We start from the raw sequence: 15,586 nt of genomic DNA on the forward strand, positions 1-15,586 counted from the left end.
TGTGCCTATAAATAAAATTACTCCTTTCCATTTAGTAAAATCAGGAAATTAGGCGACACTTATCTAAAGGCCGCAATAAAATGCCCTTAAGGAGATAAGAATGCATTCATTAAAAGTAAAAGATTACATGACGTTGCAAGCGGTGACTTTCACGAAAGATATGTCACTTTCGGCAGCTTTAAACAAAGTAATGCAAAGTGTCACACTAGGTGGCCCTGTCATTGATGAAAATGAAAAAGTGGTTGGGTTTTTATCGGAGCAAGACTTATTAGATAAGTTGGTGAAAGCAAGTTATCACTGCCAAGATACACATACGGTACAAGAGTGTATGCATGATGATGTCTTATCTGTTTCTCCAGAAATGTCAGTAATTGAACTGGCTGACATGATGAAAGTTGGAACGCCGAAAATGTATCCAGTGGTGGATGGCAAAGGTAAGTTGGTTGGTGTTATCACAAGAAGAGACGTGCTGCGTGCCATAGGAATGACATTAAATGAGTGTTTTAAGCATCCCGTTTAACCTCTCTGTTTAAACTTTACGGAATATTGCTTTTAAACTGGTTTGGAAAGACGCTTCGGCGTCTTTTTTATTTTCTATCGCCGAACTGTACAAATTTATCTTGACCTTGGAGCTTACTCTAAGGTTTATCCTTAGCAATAGGTAAATCACCGATACCAATAAGGAAAAAATTATGTGTACAAAACATCAAGGTTGCCAATCTAGCAAAATCAAAACTGCGGTGCCGCTTGGTGCAAGCGAGTCATGCTGTGCGCCAGTAAAATCTTCGCTCAATATCTCTCAGGCCAGTGTTGATGTTTCTGAAAGCTCTTGCTGTAGTGGAGGAGGCTGCAGCGTTGACACAGGCGAGGAAGACGATCCCACAAGGGAGAGTAATTCCTCCGTTCGGAACGCTTGGCTTGTGTCAGGTATGGATTGCCCATCTTGTGCGCAAAAGCTTGAGAAAGCCATTACGTCTTTACAAGGCGTCAGCCAAGCCAAGGTTTTGTTTGCAACAGAAAAACTGGTCGTCGATTTTGATGGTCTAGAGCTGATAGCTACGATAGAGCAGACAGCCCAAAAAACGGGTTTCCCGCTCTTTTCACTTGATGCTCCAAAACCAAGCACTACAAAGAAAGGCTGGCTTGGCGTCATAAGAGACAACATCCAAATTCTCTCGATTGCTGGTGCAATGGCTACTGCGGCAGTAATTTCTAAGATCGACCCTCAAATAAGCGCTTGGTTATTCACTTTGACGTGTTTACTTGGTTTATACCCAATCGCGCTCAAAGCATTTAAGTTGGCGCGTAGCGGTACGCCTTTTGCGATTGAAACGTTAATGAGTGTAGCGGCGCTCGGCGCTTTATATTTAGGTGAAACCGCCGAAGCCGCAATGGTGTTATTGCTTTTCCTTATTGGTGAAAAGTTAGAAGCATATGCATCATCTCGCGCGCGAAGCGGTGTCCAGGCGTTAATGGACTTAGTCCCAGAAAATTCAATTTTAATTATTGATGGTGAACGCAAAGAAGTACCAGCTGCGCAGCTTAAACCAGGGGATATCATAGAAGTCGCACCCGGAGGTCGTTTGCCTGCCGACGGTGTTTTGCAAGATGCGCTTGCGAGTTTTGACGAAAGTGCGTTAACGGGAGAATCTGTTCCCGTTGAACATCAAACCGGTGGCAAAGTGATGGCCGGGGCTGTGGTTGTCGATAAAGTGGTTCGTTTACAGGTGACTTCCCGTCAGGGCGAGAATGCGATAGATCGAATTCTTCATTTGATTGAAGAAGCAGAATCCCGTAAGGCACCATTAGAACGCTTTCTTGATAAATTTAGCCGTTGGTATACGCCACTAATGATGTTGGTGTCTCTGATGGTTATCGTTACGCCGCCATTACTATTTACCCAACCGTGGGAAACGTGGATCTATCGAGGACTCGCCCTGCTGTTGATTGCTTGTCCATGTGCATTAGTCATTTCAACGCCTGCGGCGATCACTTCTGGCTTGGCGGCAGCGGCTAAGCGGGGCGCATTGATCAAAGGTGGAGCGGCGCTTGAGTTGCTTGGCAAGGTTGAGTCTGTCGCATTTGATAAAACTGGGACACTGACGCAAGGTAAACCAGAAGTGACCGACGTCTTTGCTTTTGATATGGATGAAGACAAGTTACTTAGCCTAACTGCGTCAATCGAGGTTGGTTCAAGTCATCCTCTAGCGGTTTCTTTAGTTACCAAAGTGCAAGAGCAGGGGCTTACTATTCCTGAAGCGTTGGATAAAACCGCGCAAGTAGGCTCTGGTGTCACTGGTTACGTCGATGGAAAAATGGTCCAAGTGGTCACGCCTTCAAAGGCAGACTTTCCACTTTCTCAAGAAGCCAAAGAGCAAGTGGTTACGTTGGAACAACAAGGTAAAACGGTTGTCATTGTTCGTTACGATGACGAGGTCATTGGCGTGATCGCATGGCAAGATACATTGCGCTCAGATGCCCAGCAAGCCATCGCAATGTTGAAGGAACTTGGGGTCACGTCGGTGATGCTAACGGGTGACAACCCGAGAAGTGCAGAAGCAATGGCAAATAGAATAGGCTTGGATTATAAAGCGAGTTTGTTACCTGCAGACAAGGTGCATTACGTCGAGAAACTATCACAACAACATACCGTTGCGATGGTGGGAGACGGTATCAATGATGCTCCAGCCATGAAAGCTTCGAGCATTGGTATTGCGATGGGAGGCGGTACGGATGTTGCGCTCGAGACTGCTGATGCGGCGTTAACACACAACCGTTTGATTGAGCTACCTGCCATGATAGAACTGTCGCGTGCGACGCTAAGTAACATTCGTCAGAATGTCGCGTTAGCGCTAGGTTTGAAAGGTGTATTCTTAGTGACAAGTTTACTTGGTGTTACTGGGTTGTGGGTTGCTGTATTAGCCGACAGTGGTGCAACAGCACTGGTGACATTGAATGCGTTGAGATTACTTCGTTTTGAGTCCAAGCAGATCAAATAACTGACCTAACCATTGATCCCACTCATTAATAGCCCGAGGCATTCGTGTATCGGGCTTTTTTTAACCGAATTCACCTGATGCGATCAGACGTTTTTCTCGTCCTTGAAATCACGCATTGCTATGCAACAAAATGATATAATGCCCCTTAAAGTGTGATCAATACCAGTTTTGTTTGAAATTTCATTTTCATTACATTTTGTCATTGTGATTGTGATCACTCTATGTTGGTGAAAGGTTCGCTACAGTGCATCTGTACCCAATAACTGATTAATGAGCTTATTGTTCATAAAATAAGCCACAATAAGGAGCGACTTATGTCTCAAGCTGTATTCCATTTAGGTGTTACTGAAGCTGATCTTAATGGTGCGACTCTAGCGATCATTCCTGGTGACCCAGCGCGTGTTCAAAAAATCGCAGAACAAATGGAAAATCCAGTATTTCTAGCAAGCCATCGTGAATACACGCTATACCGTGCAGAGTTAGACGGTAAACCTGTTGTGGTTTGTTCTACAGGTATTGGTGGTCCTTCTACCTCTATCGCAGTTGAGGAATTGGCACAGCTTGGTGTTCGTACTTTCCTACGTGTTGGTACAACGGGTGCAATTCAACCACATGTAAACGTGGGTGACATGATCGTAACGACGGGGTCAGTTCGTCTTGACGGTGCGAGCCTACACTTCGCTCCTATGGAATTCCCAGCAGTTGCTGACTTTGAAGTAGCAACCGCAATGAAAGCAGCAGTAGAAGAGTCTGGCGCTACAGTTCACATGGGTGTGACTGCATCAAGCGACACGTTCTACCCTGGTCAAGAACGTTACGATACGTTCTCTGGTCGTGTTGTTAAGCGTTTCCAAGGCTCTATGCAAGAATGGCAAGACATGGGCGTACTTAACTTCGAGATGGAGTCTGCAACACTGCTAACAATGTGTGCGAGCTCTGGTTTAAAAGCGGGTTGTGTGGCAGGTGTTATCATCAACCGTACACAAAAAGAGATTCCAGATCATTCAACTCTGAAAGAGACGGAAGCGCGTTCAATTAAAGTGGTTGTAGAAGCAGCGCGTAAAATGCTTTAAGCCGCTATAGTTGGCATTTAAACAAACAGAAAAAACCAGAGGCTAACCTCTGGTTTTTTTCTACTTATAGAAATGCGTACAGCTAAAATTTAGGTATAAAAAAGCAGCATTAATGCTGCTTTTTATCGTTGTGAATTTTAGCTTTTCTTAATGGCACTAGATCTCGTCTGAACCGCCCGCGTCTTTAAACCAAGCCGTTAAGTGCGTTCTTAAATCTTTAAGCTCATCAGGGCCAATCAGGGCTAGCCCTAAGTCTTCAGCACGAGTAATGTCATTGTGACGAAGAGGACGGAAGCTCACCAACATTGCGCGCGCTTGTAAGCCACCTAATAGATCGCGAAGCGATTCTAACTTATATAAAGTATCGTCGCCGTCATCTCTCATGCCTTTGGTTTTGCACTCGATTATGTGCAGCTTGTTGTTTACAACTGTTGCGACATCTAACTCATTGCGTACTTCACTTTCACCAAGTTTGCGATAAACCTGAACATTTAACGATCGATCTTGGATCGTCGGCATGGTGTCTTGGATTTGCTTCACGGTGCTGTGAACCAAAGTTTCTAACCACTCACCGTTTGAAAAGCGTCGAGCATCTTCATCTGCAAACGTTAAAACGCCATTCTCATAGGTGGCGATTTCTGCTTCTACTAAATCTGAAAGCAACATGTTGAGCTCACGGTAGCCCTGCTGTTTTTCGGAGAGCTCGACATCAAGCTTTTGTTCTTTGCGGCATGTGGTTGCAAGGTAGTTAAGTGTTGCTAGACCTGGCCCAAGCTCAAGCGCATTTGAGGCCCATCGTTCACCAAGTTCATACAATTTTTTATCAAGAAGAGGTGGTAAATCAACGTGGTGAAACTCGCCGCGTGCACCAAAGATAGTGAGGTAATCTGCAATCGTAATGTGATCTTCGACTTGGGTATCTTCTTTGCCATCAGGGTATAACCAACAAAGCTTATCGCTACTAGGCTCAACCACAAAAATTGGCCAGCGATAGGTACGGAAAACTTCGTACACCGACAACAAGCGATGACGAAGACCACAGCTCGCGTTCAATTTTACATCTTCGCCGCGTTCATGGAGATCTTTTGCCAGTTTTTGAATTGCTTGTTTGATCAGAGATGTATTAACAGCGGATGGAATTTCAAAAAATTCAGAAGTAATTTCTCGTTGATCTAAAACGGCACTCAGTCGGTCAAATATATCTAACTGGCTCTTGTCTCCGATGAAGACGATATGTGTGCTTAGCGTACGATTATCTAATAGAGGAGTGACCAATCTCACTGGGTCTTGGTCGATAATACCAACATGAACAGCCATAGATTTTCCTTTTTATGAGGCCGCTCGAAAAGAGTTGTGCAAGGGGATGAGCTGGCCTTATTAATCATATGTAGACATGGCCGACAAAAAACAAGGGCGACTTAACAAAAAGTCGCCCTTATACAGTTGATTGCACTAATTAATACTCTTAATTATAAAGTATTTATAACTTAAAGCGGTGGACCAATTCATTTTGCTGATGAGCCAAGTGGGTCAGTGATTCACTGGTTTGTGCGATACTCGACATGGCTTGGAAACTTTCATCGGCGATGCTGTTGATATCTTCAATACTGCGAGCAATGTCTGTTGATGTTTCACTTTGCTCTGCTGCTGCTTGTGAAATGTGCGTACTCATTTGGCTGATCTCAATGATTAGCGCCTGGATCTCTTCCATTGAGCTGTTCGCTTTTGATGCTTGCTCAACCGACATCTCCATATCGCTCATACAGCTTTGTATGACTTGGTTCGCCGATTGCGAGCTAGATTGCAGATTACTGATCATGGATTCAATTTCAGTGGTTGATTGAGTCGTTCTTGATGCGAGTACTCGTACTTCATCTGCCACTACCGCGAAGCCGCGACCTTGTTCACCAGCGCGAGCCGCTTCAATTGCCGCGTTCAATGCCAGTAGGTTGGTTTGCTCCGCAATGTTGCGGATCACATCAAGGATAGACCCAATTTGACCACTCATTTTTTGTAGCTCAGAAACTGCGGAGACCGATTCGTTCAAACGTGTTTCTAGTTGATTAATGGTTGAGATATTACTGCTCATAACATTTCTACCTTCTTCAGAGGCAGATTCGACGCGTTGCACCATTTCTAACGAGCCTTGCGCACTTTGCGCGACTTCCTGCACTGAATGAGACATTTCTGTCATCGCGGTAGCGACGTTTGCTGTTTGTTCGCGTTGAGAGCTCAATTTAATTTGTGCTTGCGAAGAGGTGCATTCGTTGGTTGTCGCGGTTGACGATAGGTTTTCTGACGCTTCGTTGAGTTTCACCAAGATCTCGTGAAGGTTGTCGGCGAGTGAGTTAATGTGTCCACTCACACGGCTGAATTCGTTGTTATAGCGAATGTCGATACGCTGTGTCATATCACCTTCAGTCAGGCTTTCTAACACTTTTAGAATACGAGTCAACGGTTCGCGAACGCTTTGTGCGATGTGGTAGCCAATCGCTGTCGCGAGTAAAACGACAATAACGCCAATGATGATGGCTTTCGTTACACCCGCCGAATATATGTCACCTGCGTCTGCCAATGATTCATTGAGCTTATCTGTTGCGGTTGTCGTGAATTGCTCAAGAATCGCCATGGTTGAATCCACTTTATTTGCTAGGTTGGCGATATTGTTATACAAAGCGGTGCGAGCATTGAGGTAATTATTATGTTGGTCTAGCACACCGCCACGCATACCAACGTCACGAGTAAATTGCTCTACAGATTCGCCAAAAGCTTTTTCTAGCTCAGGAAGCTGAGTCACCAACCCGCGGAATGCGTAATTCAAGTGCGTTACTGCTTTGCGGTTTTTAGCTACGGCTTGCGTAACAAACTCAGGGTTGGAACTGGCGAGGGCATCAGAGGTAATTACTTCGGCATCTTTTAACTTGATAAAGTAGCTCTTTGCCATGACTTTGACAGAAATGCTGGTTTGATCTGCCACATATTCTTTAAGACCAACCGACAGTTCGGTATTCAGTTTTTGGAAGCGGCGTGAGGATTTTTGCACTTCTTCTTGAGCCGCGAACATTGCTTCGTAGTTGTCCATGGCCTCTAGAGCTTCTGTAAAATAGCTCTGCTCTAACGTTTTTAACTGTGAAAACGGTTCGGCAAGAGAAGGGTAAATTTGGCTTGCGGTTTTCAGTTGAGCCAATGTGGATTCGAAGCGCTGTTGAGATCTAGCAAATTCCTGACGCATTTCATCCATGCGTTGTTTATTCTCTGTTGTCAGGAAGTCTTTAAATGATTTGTCGGCAGAAAGCAGCTCAACACTGGTTTGATTAGATAACGATACCAACGGTAGGGATGATTTAGAAACCGTGCCAAATTTTCCGTGAATATCACTCATTCCTCCCATCATAATGGCAATTGTGACGGCAAATAGGATGATGATCAGTGCAAAGCCGGCATACATCCTTTTAATAACTGAACCTCGCATAAGTGAGCTTCCTCTCCCAAAAATAGACAAGCTACCCAAGTATTTTTGAATTTACTTGGGTATAAAAATAATAATTGTCTTAAAAAAGTAACAAAATTCATTGGATTGTATTCAGTTTGTGATGCGCATTTTATGACGCACACGACAAAAAAAGCTTCGTTAATTAGCATTTGATTAATAATGTTAAGTGAACACTGTTTTTATTGAGCTCCGCTTTTGGTTGGCGCATACTAATTGGGGTCTAATTACGTTTATAAAATGGAGTCCTCATGGCGGAAGAAACGATCTTTAGTAAAATTATTCGCAAGGAAATCCCTGCCGATATCCTTTATCAAGATGATTTGGTGACTGCGTTTCGCGACATTAACCCTCGCACACCAAGCCATATTCTCATTATTCCGAATAAACTGATCCCAACAACGAATGATGTAGAAGCTGAAGATGAAGCAATGATGGGGCGTTTGTTCACTGTTGCTAGAAAGTTAGCGAAAGAAGAAGGTATTGCTGAAGACGGCTATCGCCTGATCGTTAATTGTAATCCACATGGTGGCCAAGAGGTTTACCATATTCACATGCACCTACTAGGCGGCCGCCCTCTAGGTCCAATGGTATTGAGCTAAGCTTTTAAAAGTGGGTGGCGATTCACCCACTTCTTTTTCCTGTCGAATGACACATTTGTGGAGATAAATGTGAAACTAGGTGTAAAGCTGTTAGGGCTGATGAGCTGGGCTTTAATGGCCTCTGGCTGCGCGAATTTATCTGCGGGCAATCTGTTTAGCCATTACAGCAACCAGAATCAAGAAGTTTATCAAGCCGTTGTTGCAGGGGAATATGCCAAAGCAAAACAACTTCAATCAAGTCAAGTGGGTGGCGAGATACTTGGCAATTTTGAAAAAGGTCGTATCTCTTTTCTTGCTGAAGATTACCCGACAAGTTTGAATGCGCTAGAAAGCAGCGATCGTGCCGTACGTGTTCAACAAGATCGAGCGACGATATCTGTGTCAGACACGGCAACGAGCGTCGGCTCTCTCGCAGTGAACGACAATCTCCAAGACTATCATCCCGCCGATTACGAACTTGGCTTTTTGCACCTGTATCTAGGACTAAATTACTTACAGAAAAACGATTTAGAAGGAGCACTAGTTGAAGTGCGTCGAGCTAATCAAGTTCAGGAAGCGGCAAGAAAGGCGCGTGAAAAAGAGCTAAAAGCAGCAGAGAAAGACCTTAACAAGCAAGGCATGTCTGCCAATTTAGGCAGTGTATTAGCGAACTACCCTGATGCTGGTAAAAAACTAAGCGCGGTACAAAATGGTTATCTGTTCTATCTTTCTGGCTTGTTATATGAAGCGTCGCGAGACTTAAACAGTGCTTACGTTGATTACCGACGAGCACTCGCTGTAATGCCAGACAACAAGCAAGTTGTAGAAAGCACCTTATACGCTGCTAAGAAGTTAGGCATGCGTGAAGACTTGCGCATGCTAGAGAAGCGGTATGGCAAAGCACCTTCTGGATTAACTCAGTCACAAGGGCGAGTCATCGTTATTGATGAGCAGGGTGTTGTTGAGGCGATGAAAGGGTGGCGTATTGATTTACCGATTTACGACAGTCGCGATAATGGCGCGATTTATTCGTTGGCGCTTCCTTATTATCAGAACCGAGGTGCTCAACGTTTTAGCGATGTTGTTTTAAATGGTCAGGTATTGCCTTCCAGTACGCTGGTTGATGTTAATGCGATGGCGCAAAACGATCTTAATGAACGCCTTACTACAATAGTGATCCGTCAAGCTCTTCGTGTTTGGGCAAAAGATCGAATCCGAAAAGAGGCGGCGAAAAAAGGCGATGATGTGGGCAACATACTTTTCAATGTATGGAACACATTGACCGAACAGCCAGATACGAGAAGTTGGCAAACATTGCCAGCGCAAGTGAAAACGGCTTCAAAAATCGTGAAACCGGGAACACAAAGTTTAAACTTGGGTGATCAAACCTACCAGTTTGAAGTGCCTGCACAGCAGACTACATTGGTATGGGTATCTCGTCAGGGAGCACACTCAACCGTGTGGCATAAACAGCTAGGGAGACTGTAATGAAAGCATGGCTTGTTTGTTTAGCAATGGCTATTGGTTTAGTTGGATGCGCCGAAAACACGGCTGGTATTCGAATTGATGGCCAAACGCAAAAAGTATTCTTTAATGATAACGTTTTAGGTAGTCGCTTATTAGTTGACAACATCACCACCACTTACGTTGATGATCGCCCACGAGGAGTCGTGCAGTTGAGTAGCAATTACAAAGGTGATCAGCACATTCTTTACCGATTTTATTGGTATGACAACAATGGTTTAGAAGTGAATACCAAACCTGGTCCGTGGCGAAAAATGATTGTGCGAGGATTTGAGCAAGTCACGTTATCTGAAGTTACTGTGAATCCAAATGGCACAAAATTCCGTGTGCAAATTAGAGAAGCACAAGACGATTAATCTTAACGGCTCTGCCGAAGCTGCCGCGCTAACGATGCGCTGGTATTGAAAAACTAAGGAACTCTCATGAAAAAAAGTATTATTGCTCTTTTAGGTCTTGCCGTCATTTTAGGTGGCTGTTCTAACAAAGTCTCTTACGGCGATGCGCAAGCAACAGAAACCACGACTATCGATTTTGGCTCAACAGATTTACAAAAAATCGCGGCTGAAATGGTGGATAGCATGATGATGTCGGGCTCTGTAGCAGCAATTACTCGTGACCAACGTCCTATCGTTTTTGTTGAGCGAATTAAGAACAAAACCAGTGAACATATTGACACTGAATCCATTACTGACACGATCTCTACTAAGATGTTGAACTCAGGTAAGTTCCGTTTTGTTGATATGGATCGTGTTGAGTCTGTGCGTGAACAACTTAACTTCCAAAACACGGATGAGCTTGTTAACCAAAGCACAGCGATCCAATTTGGTAAAATGGTTGGTGCTCAATACATGCTTTACGGCAACCTATCTAGCATTGTGAAAAATGCAGGTAGCGATAAAGATGTATACTACAAGATGACCATGCGCCTAATGGACCTAGAAACAGGTTTGATTGAGTGGGCGGATGAAACTGAAATTCGTAAAGCGCAATCTAAGAGCCTATTCGGTCTTTAATCGAACAGGGTGGAGAAGTCATCAATGGCATGGTTTTCTTGGCAACAAGCAAAACAGTTAGATCCGAGTCTTAATGCTCTCGATGGCTTCTTTACGGAGCCTCCGGTAAAAGTACAAACTGTTACCGGGGGGCTAACCAACCGCTGTTGGCGGTTGGAATCTTCTCAAGGCCTTGCATACATCTGGCGACCGACCAGTCATGTCTGCAAGGCTTTTTCAATTTCTCGTCACAATGAATATCAAGTGCTGAATGCAGTCTCTTCATTGGAAATTGGCCCCAAGCCAGTTTTTATTCATGAGCAAGGGTTGCTGGTGGAATGGATAGAAGGAGAGGCACTGACGGAATCAGGCTTAGCACTAAGCGATTTATTATCCATTGCGGCGAAGATTCATCAATATCCGATAAGCGCAATTCCTTTGGTTCCATTTTCATATATTTCTCGCATCGATCATTATTGGCTTGAGCTTGATGGTCAGTATGTGGGTACGGAGTTTGATGCTTTGTACATGAAGTGGCGCACGGAACCGAACGTTGAACCTGTTCCACTTGCCCTATGTCACTTCGATCTGGGGTGTTATAACCTAGTGCGAGGAGAGAATGGGGTGAAAGTCATTGATTGGGAGTATGCCGGGATTGCTGACCCTAGGCTTGATTTGACCTTAACTATTCAGGTCGCGAATTCGCCTGTGGAAGAAGCGGTAAAGCAGTATTGCCAAATTCGAGGTATCGAAGATGTGTCTCTTTGGCTGAGAGGTGTACATGCTTGGCAACCAAGAACCTTGGTGATGGCGATGCTCTGGTATCTACTTGCCTATAAATTGTGGGGAAATGAACAATACTTAAACAGTGCGTATGAGTTGAAAGGCTCATTGTGTATGGAAGATCACTGTTTTGAGAACTCGTGATATTTTCCCCTTTAACAGTAAGGAAATAGTGGTAGTTTTAATAAAAGTACCAGATACACACAGGGAGAGGTACAGATGATTATTTACTTACACGGCTTTGACAGCACAAGCCCGGGTAACCACGAAAAAGTTCTTCAACTGCAATTTATCGACGACGACGTTCGTTTTATCAATTACAGCACCCTTCACCCAAAGCACGACATGCAACACTTGTTAAAAGAAGTGTCTAAAGTTATCGATCAATCTGATGACCCAAACCCGTTAATCTGTGGGGTAGGTTTAGGTGGTTACTGGTCTGAGCGAATTGGTTTTCTATGCGGTATCAAGCAAGTGATGTTCAACCCGAACTTGCACCCAGAAAAAACGATGGCTGGTCGAATCGATCGCCCAGAAGAGTATGAAGATATCGCAACAAAATGTGTTGATCAGTTCCGAGCGAAAAATCAAGCGCACTGCTTAGTGATTCTCTCTAAAGATGATGAAGTGCATGACAATTCGAAAACGGCAGCTGAGTTAGAAAAACACTATCAAATCATTTGGGATGAAACTCAGTCTCATAAGTTCAAAAAAATCTCTCATCATTTACAAGCGATAAAGGCATTTAAAAATACTTACTAATGTTGAGTGTAGACAGTAAAGCGGCGTTTTTATCGGCTGCTTTGCTGCGATTCCTTCTCTTGAGTATGCCGAGCCACTGTCTCTTTGAAAGGCACATTTTCTTGGTTTAACGCTTTGAATATTGTGTTCTCCTTACCGTTTTCTTACTTCCCTCCTATGTAGCACGAACACCTTGTTGTAGAGTAGTCGAAAAGTAGTCAATCCGTACTCGTTACACGGATTTTGGTTGCCTTCAAAGTTGGTCTCTATATAATGAACCGGACTAAAATAATTTGATAAATATCAAAAAAAATTGAGAGCGAGTAATAAACTTGCCCAAAAACTTCTGGCGCCGTATGCGTACCAGATAAACATGCCAAACCCTGACAAGTCATTGATAGATAAAGAATCAAAGTGGGTGGTAGTTTTTTAATCCAAGTAATTGAGACACCTCTAAGAACCAAGAATTCATCGGTTGGATGGATGCCACAAATGTTTGTGAGTCATGCATCGAGCTGAACCCCATATATTCATTTTTGTAGAGGAAAATCATTGTGACACGCATTATCGTTGTAGGCGGCGGTGCAGGTGGTCTTGAGTTGGCAACTAAGCTTGGTCGAACTCTAGGTCGCAAAAACCGTGCGCAAATTACGCTAGTCGATCGAAAAGCGAGCCACTTGTGGAAGCCATTATTGCATGAGGTTGCTACAGGTTCTTTGGACGAAGGAGTAGATGCACTGAGCTACCGAGCTCATGCAAAAAACCACAGCTTCGACTTCCAAATGGGTAGTCTTCAAGACATCGACCGTGAACGTAAAGTTATCATCTTAAGTGAGCTTAAAGACGAACACGGTGAACTTCTTATGCCAAGCCGTGAGCTAGAATACGACATTCTAGTGATGGCGATTGGCTCGACATCAAACGACTTCAACACGCCTGGCGTTCGTGAAAACTGTATTTTCCTAGACAGCCCTGAGCAAGCACACCGTTTCCGTACAGAAATGAACAACGAGTTCCTAAAGCTGCACGCGAAAAACGGTAACGGTACGGTCGATATTGCGATTGTTGGTGCTGGTGCAACTGGCGTTGAACTATCAGCTGAGTTACATAATGCTGTTAAAGAGCTGCGCACTTATGGCTTCGGTGATCTTGATTCTAGCAAGTTGAACGTCAATCTGATTGAAGCAGGTGAGCGTATTTTACCAGCGTTACCTCCACGTATTTCTTCTGCTGCTCATCAAGAGTTGGTGAAGTTGGGCGTAAACGTGCGCACCGCCACTATGGTGACTAAAGCTGAAAAAGATGGCCTTACTACAAAAGATGGTGAGAAAATCCCAGCTCAAATCATGGTTTGGGCTGCAGGTATCAAAGCTCCAGACTTTATTAAAGATATCGCTGGCTTAGAAACGAACCGTATCAATCAGCTTGTAGTGAAAAACACACTACAGACAACACGAGATGATGACATCTTTGTTATTGGTGACTTAGCACAATGCACCCAGTCTGACGGTTCGTTCGTGCCGCCACGCGCTCAAGCTGCACACCAAATGGCAAGCCAGGCATTTAGTAACATCGTCGCGAAGATCAACGGGCGCGAGTTGAAAGACTATGTATATAAAGATCACGGTTCATTAGTGTCTCTAAGTCGCTTCTCAACCGTTGGTAGTCTGATGGGGAACCTAACTAAAGGGTCGATGATGGTAGAAGGCCGTATTGCTCGTGTCGTTTACATCTCATTGTATCGCATGCACCTAATGGCGTTGCATGGTGTATTCAAAACCGGTCTGATGATGCTCGTCGGCCGCATTAATCGCGTGCTGCGTCCAAACCTTAAGCTGCACTAAGGTTTTAAATCCACTCTGTGTGGATGTGTTGTATCTTAAAAAATGCAGAAGCCACCGCAAGTCGGTGGCTTTTTGTTTATGTTAGATCTGTCGGTAAAAGTGAGAACACAACGCCATCTTTAGGCTTACCCTGAAAAATAAACCGGTTTCTGGCGATGGCTTCTTTTTGTGCACCGACGGACTCAATTAAGGCTTGGCTAGCTTCGTTGTCGGGGTCACAAACAATCTCTAGTCGAGTTAAACTTAGCTTTGCGAAGCAGAATTCTGCTAAGGCTTTAACGGCTTCTTGGGCATAGCCTTGCCGTTGATAGCGGTCGGCAACCCAGTAACCAATACTCGCCATATTAAACGTATGATATAACTCATTAACCGCTGCCATTCCAACCAAAGTGTTACTTTGCCGCTCATAGATACCGAAACCAAAAGCCTCAGTTTTGACCCAGTTAAGACGGGTTGCCAACAGAAAGTCCTGCGCGGTTTTCAATGTGACGTTTTTATCACACCAGTCAAGCCATTGGTGCAGCGAAGGGGATTCTGCAAGTAATCGTTGTAGTGAATGTGCTTCTTCAGCAGGGATGAGCTTGAGCGCTAAGCGGGGCGCAATGATTTCAAAGTCTGGACTCATGAACTAATACGACTTCCATGTTGAGTGTAAGTAAATTGAAAGCTGTCTATTTATACTTGAACGCAGCTATTTTCCTTGCTCTGCGTTGGTTAGGAATAACTGAGGTATAGCAGATAAAAACAAAGCGCAGCTTTGCTGCGCTTTGTCGAACCGCTCGTGCTTATCGAACCCGACGAACTTGAATGATCATACCCATCAACGGGTTATCTAGGTAATGAGTCTCGCTGCTACGCATACGACGTTTTTGATCCATTCGATAACTCTTCAGGAATTTCTCTTCGGTTACTGTCGGCGATATTTCTGCCAAGTTACCGACTTGGACGTTACCATCTACTTCACCTAAATCATCCGCCAATTGCTCAGTTGAGGTTGGTTCAAAACGCACCTCTCTAACACTTGGTTCGCGCAGATCTAGTGTTGTTTCGGCGAAGAGGTAATGCTGTACGTATATTTGGAATCGACCATCTAGTTCATATAAAGGACCATTGACCGTCTCTTCACTGTAACCGTCGCTGGAAAATGTTTGATTGCTATTGCCATTGATTGGGCGGCCATCTGCTTGATAAGAATCAGAGAAATCTCGCCCGCCAACGATGCGGAAAATTGGGGCGCTAGATTTACCTCGGTCACCTTGACGCCAGGCTACGTGTTTAAGCACTTTAAAGCCGGCATGATTATTTAGTGCCGCTTCTTGCGCGTTGAGACGGAAAGAAGAACTTGGCAAAAGTGTCACGCCTTTAGAGCGGCGGTAGGATTCACTCTCTAGGCTACCGACATTTTCCATATCGATTTTTGGCAGTTGATTCGGCCAAGATTCTGTTGTGCTTTCAGCGTCGACTGCTCGCTTGAAAATGATCACTTCAATATCAAATTGGCGCTGTGCCCAAGAGGGCATTGAGACACATAGAAGCAATAACGGGATCAGTATTCTCAT

The 15,586-nt window shown here is 44.3% G+C and carries 14 protein-coding genes; 10 read left to right on the plus strand and 4 right to left on the minus strand.

Annotated features, from left to right (window positions below):
• The first annotated feature begins 100 nt into the window (after positions 1–100).
• The 3 genes from R7E78_RS04280 (at position 101) to udp (ending at position 4,072) form a co-directional block, all read left to right on the plus strand.
• Positions 101–520 carry a CBS domain-containing protein gene (locus tag R7E78_RS04280; protein WP_318057681.1) on the plus strand — a complete coding sequence of 140 codons (420 nt, stop codon included), beginning with the start codon at positions 101–103 and terminating at the stop codon, positions 518–520.
• 172 nt (positions 521–692) lie between these two features.
• Entirely contained in the window at positions 693–2,999 is a 2,307-nt protein-coding gene (locus tag R7E78_RS04285; RefSeq protein ID WP_318057682.1) for a zinc/cadmium/mercury/lead-transporting ATPase, read from the plus strand.
• A gap of 314 nt (positions 3,000–3,313) precedes the next feature.
• Entirely contained in the window at positions 3,314–4,072 is a 759-nt protein-coding gene (udp, locus tag R7E78_RS04290) for a uridine phosphorylase (RefSeq protein ID WP_005378479.1), read from the plus strand.
• A 156-nt stretch (positions 4,073–4,228) separates the two neighbouring features.
• On the opposite strand, the gene R7E78_RS04295 is transcribed toward udp, so the two are convergent.
• A complete protein-coding gene (locus R7E78_RS04295) occupies positions 4,229–5,389 on the minus strand; it encodes a DUF1887 family protein (RefSeq protein WP_005378476.1) in 1,161 nt (386 codons plus the stop codon).
• Between the two features lie 163 nt (positions 5,390–5,552).
• Positions 5,553–7,544, minus strand: coding sequence for a methyl-accepting chemotaxis protein (locus R7E78_RS04300; RefSeq protein WP_318057683.1), 1,992 nt, complete (start codon positions 7,542–7,544; stop codon positions 5,553–5,555).
• A 269-nt stretch (positions 7,545–7,813) separates the two neighbouring features.
• Here R7E78_RS04300 and hinT point away from each other — a divergent pair, with 269 nt between their 5' ends.
• The 7 genes from hinT (at position 7,814) to R7E78_RS04335 (ending at position 14,027) form a co-directional block, all read left to right on the plus strand.
• Positions 7,814–8,164, plus strand: a complete 351-nt coding sequence (hinT, locus tag R7E78_RS04305) for a purine nucleoside phosphoramidase (RefSeq protein WP_005378473.1) — start codon at positions 7,814–7,816, stop codon at positions 8,162–8,164.
• 69 nt (positions 8,165–8,233) lie between these two features.
• Positions 8,234–9,631, plus strand: a complete 1,398-nt coding sequence (locus tag R7E78_RS04310; protein ID WP_318057684.1) for a hypothetical protein — start codon at positions 8,234–8,236, stop codon at positions 9,629–9,631.
• Positions 9,631–10,023, plus strand: coding sequence for a YcfL family protein (locus tag R7E78_RS04315; RefSeq protein ID WP_005378469.1), 393 nt, complete (start codon positions 9,631–9,633; stop codon positions 10,021–10,023). Before R7E78_RS04310 ends, R7E78_RS04315 begins: the two co-directional genes overlap by 1 nt.
• A gap of 66 nt (positions 10,024–10,089) precedes the next feature.
• Positions 10,090–10,680, plus strand: coding sequence for a penicillin-binding protein activator LpoB (gene lpoB, locus R7E78_RS04320; RefSeq protein WP_005378467.1), 591 nt, complete (start codon positions 10,090–10,092; stop codon positions 10,678–10,680).
• Positions 10,681–10,704: 24 nt separating this feature from the next.
• Entirely contained in the window at positions 10,705–11,586 is an 882-nt protein-coding gene (thiK, locus tag R7E78_RS04325; RefSeq protein WP_170893726.1) for a thiamine kinase, read from the plus strand.
• A gap of 75 nt (positions 11,587–11,661) precedes the next feature.
• Positions 11,662–12,204, plus strand: coding sequence for an alpha/beta hydrolase YcfP (ycfP, locus tag R7E78_RS04330; protein ID WP_005378464.1), 543 nt, complete (start codon positions 11,662–11,664; stop codon positions 12,202–12,204).
• 533 nt (positions 12,205–12,737) lie between these two features.
• Positions 12,738–14,027, plus strand: coding sequence for an NAD(P)/FAD-dependent oxidoreductase (locus R7E78_RS04335; RefSeq protein WP_005378463.1), 1,290 nt, complete (start codon positions 12,738–12,740; stop codon positions 14,025–14,027).
• A gap of 76 nt (positions 14,028–14,103) precedes the next feature.
• On the opposite strand, the gene R7E78_RS04340 is transcribed toward R7E78_RS04335, so the two are convergent.
• Positions 14,104–14,652 carry a GNAT family N-acetyltransferase gene (locus R7E78_RS04340; RefSeq protein ID WP_005387823.1) on the minus strand — a complete coding sequence of 183 codons (549 nt, stop codon included), beginning with the start codon at positions 14,650–14,652 and terminating at the stop codon, positions 14,104–14,106.
• A 160-nt stretch (positions 14,653–14,812) separates the two neighbouring features.
• Positions 14,813–15,586, minus strand: coding sequence for a peptidoglycan binding protein CsiV (locus tag R7E78_RS04345; RefSeq protein ID WP_005387825.1), 774 nt, complete (start codon positions 15,584–15,586; stop codon positions 14,813–14,815).

Source organism: Vibrio sp. YT-19(2023) (assembly GCF_033337395.1).